This window comes from Bradyrhizobium manausense, assembly GCF_001440035.1.
Classification (GTDB): Bacteria; Pseudomonadota; Alphaproteobacteria; order Rhizobiales; family Xanthobacteraceae; genus Bradyrhizobium; species Bradyrhizobium manausense.
The window spans coordinates 22972-26378 of sequence record NZ_LJYG01000028.1; the positions used below are offsets into that span (position 1 = coordinate 22972).

Annotated in this window: 3 protein-coding genes and 1 pseudogene; 2 read left to right on the forward strand and 2 right to left on the reverse strand. The window is 57.1% G+C overall.

Features of this window, described 5'->3' with window-relative positions; genetic code table 11:
- Positions 1 to 557: pseudogene (locus AOQ71_RS06425) on the forward strand (integrase core domain-containing protein); the annotation flags it as partial.
- Between the two features lie 183 nt (positions 558 to 740).
- On the opposite strand, the gene AOQ71_RS06430 reads toward AOQ71_RS06425, so the two are convergent.
- Together AOQ71_RS06430 and AOQ71_RS45870 are read right to left on the reverse strand one after the other, a co-directional pair.
- Complete coding sequence (locus tag AOQ71_RS06430) at positions 741 to 2165, reverse strand: MATE family efflux transporter (RefSeq protein ID WP_057743261.1); 1425 nt, start codon at positions 2163 to 2165, stop codon at positions 741 to 743.
- Positions 2101 to 2238 (reverse strand): hypothetical protein, encoded by a 138-nt coding sequence (locus tag AOQ71_RS45870; RefSeq protein ID WP_162268324.1) that lies wholly within the window; start codon positions 2236 to 2238, stop codon positions 2101 to 2103. Before AOQ71_RS45870 ends, AOQ71_RS06430 begins: the two co-directional genes overlap by 65 nt.
- 441 nt (positions 2239 to 2679) lie before the next feature.
- On the opposite strand from AOQ71_RS45870, the gene AOQ71_RS06435 reads away from it, so the two are divergent.
- Entirely contained in the window at positions 2680 to 3390 is a 711-nt protein-coding gene (locus tag AOQ71_RS06435; protein ID WP_057743265.1) for a transposase, read from the forward strand.
- Positions 3391 to 3407: the final 17 nt, after the last annotated feature.

Here is a 3407-nt window from a genome sequence, read left to right on the forward strand (position 1 = left end):
GAGCCGCTCCAACGAGCGTTGGTGTTTCGGACGCGCTGGAGTTCACCTGCTGGAATGGCGAGATCGTGCGGGTTGCCTTTGCCCCGGGCAGCCATGACCGCGAGGTCATCAGCTGGGTGGCCACAACGGCCGGGATCTCCGGCGAGATGATCCGGGACATGATGGTCCACTGTATCGAGCAGCGGTTTGGCGACATGCGCGCGCCACGCAAGGTGCAATGGCTGACCGACAATGGCTCCATCTTCGCTGCCTATCGCACCCTTGAGATTGCGGCGGCCCTGAACCTCGAGCCTTGCTTCACGCCGGTCGAAAGCCCCGAGAGCAACGGCATGGCCGAGGCGTTCGTGAAGACCTTCAAGCGCGACTATGTTCGTGTGAACCCGATCGCCGACGCGCGCACCGCGCTGCTGCGGATCGACAACTGGATGGAGGATTACAACTCAGAACACCCGCATTCCCGACTGAGCTACCGCTCGCCGCGGGAGTACATTGTATCACTCAAACCAGCACCGAGTGTCCTGTCTAACGGGGGCAACTCCACTTTCAGCATAGTATAGCAATCTATCACGAATCCCGTAGCGGAGGTCGCGGATATGTGGCTAGTAGGCGAGCCGAACTAGGCAAGCGCCCGCCTAGTTCGTCGGCTATGAAGAACATAGATTCAGTCCGCTATCTAAAACCCTCACGTAGTCAGCTCGGGAACTTGTCCTTCTCAACACCAAGTTGCCCGCACCACGATCTCAGCACCTGCCCTGAAGGACACGCCTGCTCGCCAGCAGCTGAAAACGCAAGACGAGGAGGCCCGCGTCGACCGTCGAGCCAATTGATAAGCCTATCCAAATACCGATCAGGGCAAGGCCGATCTTCAGACTAAGAACGTAGCTAAGGGAGAAACCAACCAGCCAATAAGCGACGGTAGAAAGAACAAAAGGGACCCGGGTGTCCCCCAGCCCTCGCAAGCTTCCGGCCGCAATGGTCGCGACAGCATCGGTGATAAAGAAGACCCCTCCCATCAAAAGGAGCCTTGCAGTCAGTCGCATCGTTGCCTCGGCATCGTCCGATTTACCAAGAAACAACTCAGCTATTTCAAAACGTGCGACAATTACAAAAACCGTTAGAGTTACAGCTACTAGGACTCCGAGCACCAATGCGACCACACCTGCCCATTTGACGCCAGTGCCATCACCACGGCCGACCGCATGGCCAACCCGCACTGTTGCTGCCATGCTAATGCTAAATGGAATCATGAGCAGTATCGCGGAGACCTGAACCGCAATCTGATGAGCAGCAAGTGCGTTGGTGCTGATTGCACCAGCCAGCAGCGCTGCAACCGATATTATGCCGTACCCTGTCAAGGAGGATAACGAACTCGGTGTGCCAATCGCGATCAGCTGCCGCATCACCCTCCAGTCGAAACGCCAAATCTGTGCAAGGATGCGGTAGTCACGGAAAGGGTGACGCGTTGCTGCGAACCACAAACTAGCCAAACAAGTCCCGCAGTTTACTATGGTGGTGGCCAGGCCTGCGCCGAACAACTCTAAGCTAGGTAGACCAAGCTTTCCAAATACAAGCAGATAGACGAGCAGGGCGTTCGTGGGAATTGCTCCGAGCGTGATCCACAAGACTGGCTCCGGCCGATTGACCGCGCTCATGAAACTGCGAATGGCCAAGAATGATAGCGCAGGCCCCACACCCCAGGCCACTCCGATCAGATACTGCTGCGCAAGGAAAGCCAATTTAGGTGCCTGGCCGAAAGCGAGCAGTACATGCTCTCCGCCGAGTGCGAACGCCATGATGGGCAAGGATAGCAACAATGACGTCCAAAGCCCCATGCGCAGCGCACACCGTGCCATGGCGAGATCGTTTGTCCCGAACGCTTGCGCCACCAGCGGTACAATTGCCGATAGTAGACCCGCTCCAAAGGTGAAGCTAACAAGATAAACCCTGCTTGCTAGTGCTGCCGCCGCGACCGTCTCTGACCCAATCCGGCCTATGAAGACAAGATCGGTCGTCATCATTACGATCTGCCCAAGTTGCGTCAATACCATTGGCAGCGCTAGCTTCGCTGTTTCGCTGAGCTCAACAGCAAATTGACAGCCACTAGCCGATTTCGTTGGCTTTTCTCGCGAAGAAGATGCTGGCGGTGTTTCGGCTATTCTGCGCATCGTAGTCACGCTCCCGGTGTAATCCCGATTTGAGTTGACCACCTGCAGCGTTGGCCGCTGCCTTCATGGCCATCCATACGTCCGCGAACCCATCATTGCATCAAGATTCTGAGTTGGTCTGAGAATTATGCCGCGCAGGCTCGATCAGCGCCTGATATTATCAAGCAGCAAGGTACGAGCTACTCATGTACAGCGGAACGACGGTAAGCCGCCCTATAAAGCGAAACAATCGATAACCGGAATCGCCTGATAGAGGCGATACGAAATGGATACTTCTGTTTCGAATCACACAACGAAATCGTGCGGATGCGTTTCGATACAAGTGGCCGCACACGGAGGATTGTAAGTCACATGGAATCCAAACGGCGCAACCAGCGACGATGCTTCTATCTACCATTGTTCCGACTCTCTAACCCAAAGATAGGAAACATCGTCCACATCAAGAATCATGCCGGTAGAGACAGCTCAATTTTGACCGATCTCTTTTCGATGGTGGGTGTCGTTGGCCAGACATGTGTCGCTAATCCAACGCTCGACTCGCGGTCGTAGTGAAGCCAAGGCTGCAGCCGAGGCGGAGAGCAAGGCGCGGGCCGAGGCCGAGGAGCGTCGCGTCGCCGAAGGCCGCAAGAAGAGCGGCAAGACGCCGACGAAAACCGAGCCCGACGGCACGGCGCAACGCAATTTCACCGACCCGGAGAGCCGCATCCTGAAGACCAAGGACGGTTACATCCAGGGCTACAACGCCCAGGCCGCGGTCGATGGTGCCCATCAGATCATCGTGGCGCAGACGCTGACCAGTTCCTGCAGCGATCAGGCGCAACTGGCGCCGTTGCTCGACGGGATCAAGGCCAATTTGGGGACCAATCCCGACGAAGTGTCGGCCGATGCCGGCTACTGCTCCGCCCCCAATCTTCGCACGATGAAGCGGCGGCGCATCGAGGGCTACATCGCCACCGGGACGCAGAAGCACGGCACCACGTCCGCCACCGCGAAAAAGGCTTCAAGAGCAGGATCGCTGATCGCCAGGATGAGCACCAAGCTCAAGCGCGCCGGGTACCGAAGTCGCTACCGCTTGCGTAAGCAGATCGTCGAATCCGTATTCGGACAGATCAAACAGGCAAGAGGGTTCAGCCAATTCCTGCTACGCGGCCTCGACGAAGTGAAGGCCGAATGGGCCCTGATCTGCACCGCACACAACCTCGTCAAGCTAGCGAGGGCCGCATGAGCGGCTATCATTAGGAT

Excerpts from the sequence above, each read along its gene's own strand:
- AOQ71_RS06430 (WP_057743261.1), bottom strand. The coding sequence starts at position 2,165 with ATGCGCAGAATAGCCGAAACACCGCCAGCATCTTCTTCGCGAGAAAAG.
- AOQ71_RS45870 (WP_162268324.1), bottom strand. The coding sequence starts at position 2,238 with ATGGCCATGAAGGCAGCGGCCAACGCTGCAGGTGGTCAACTCAAATCG.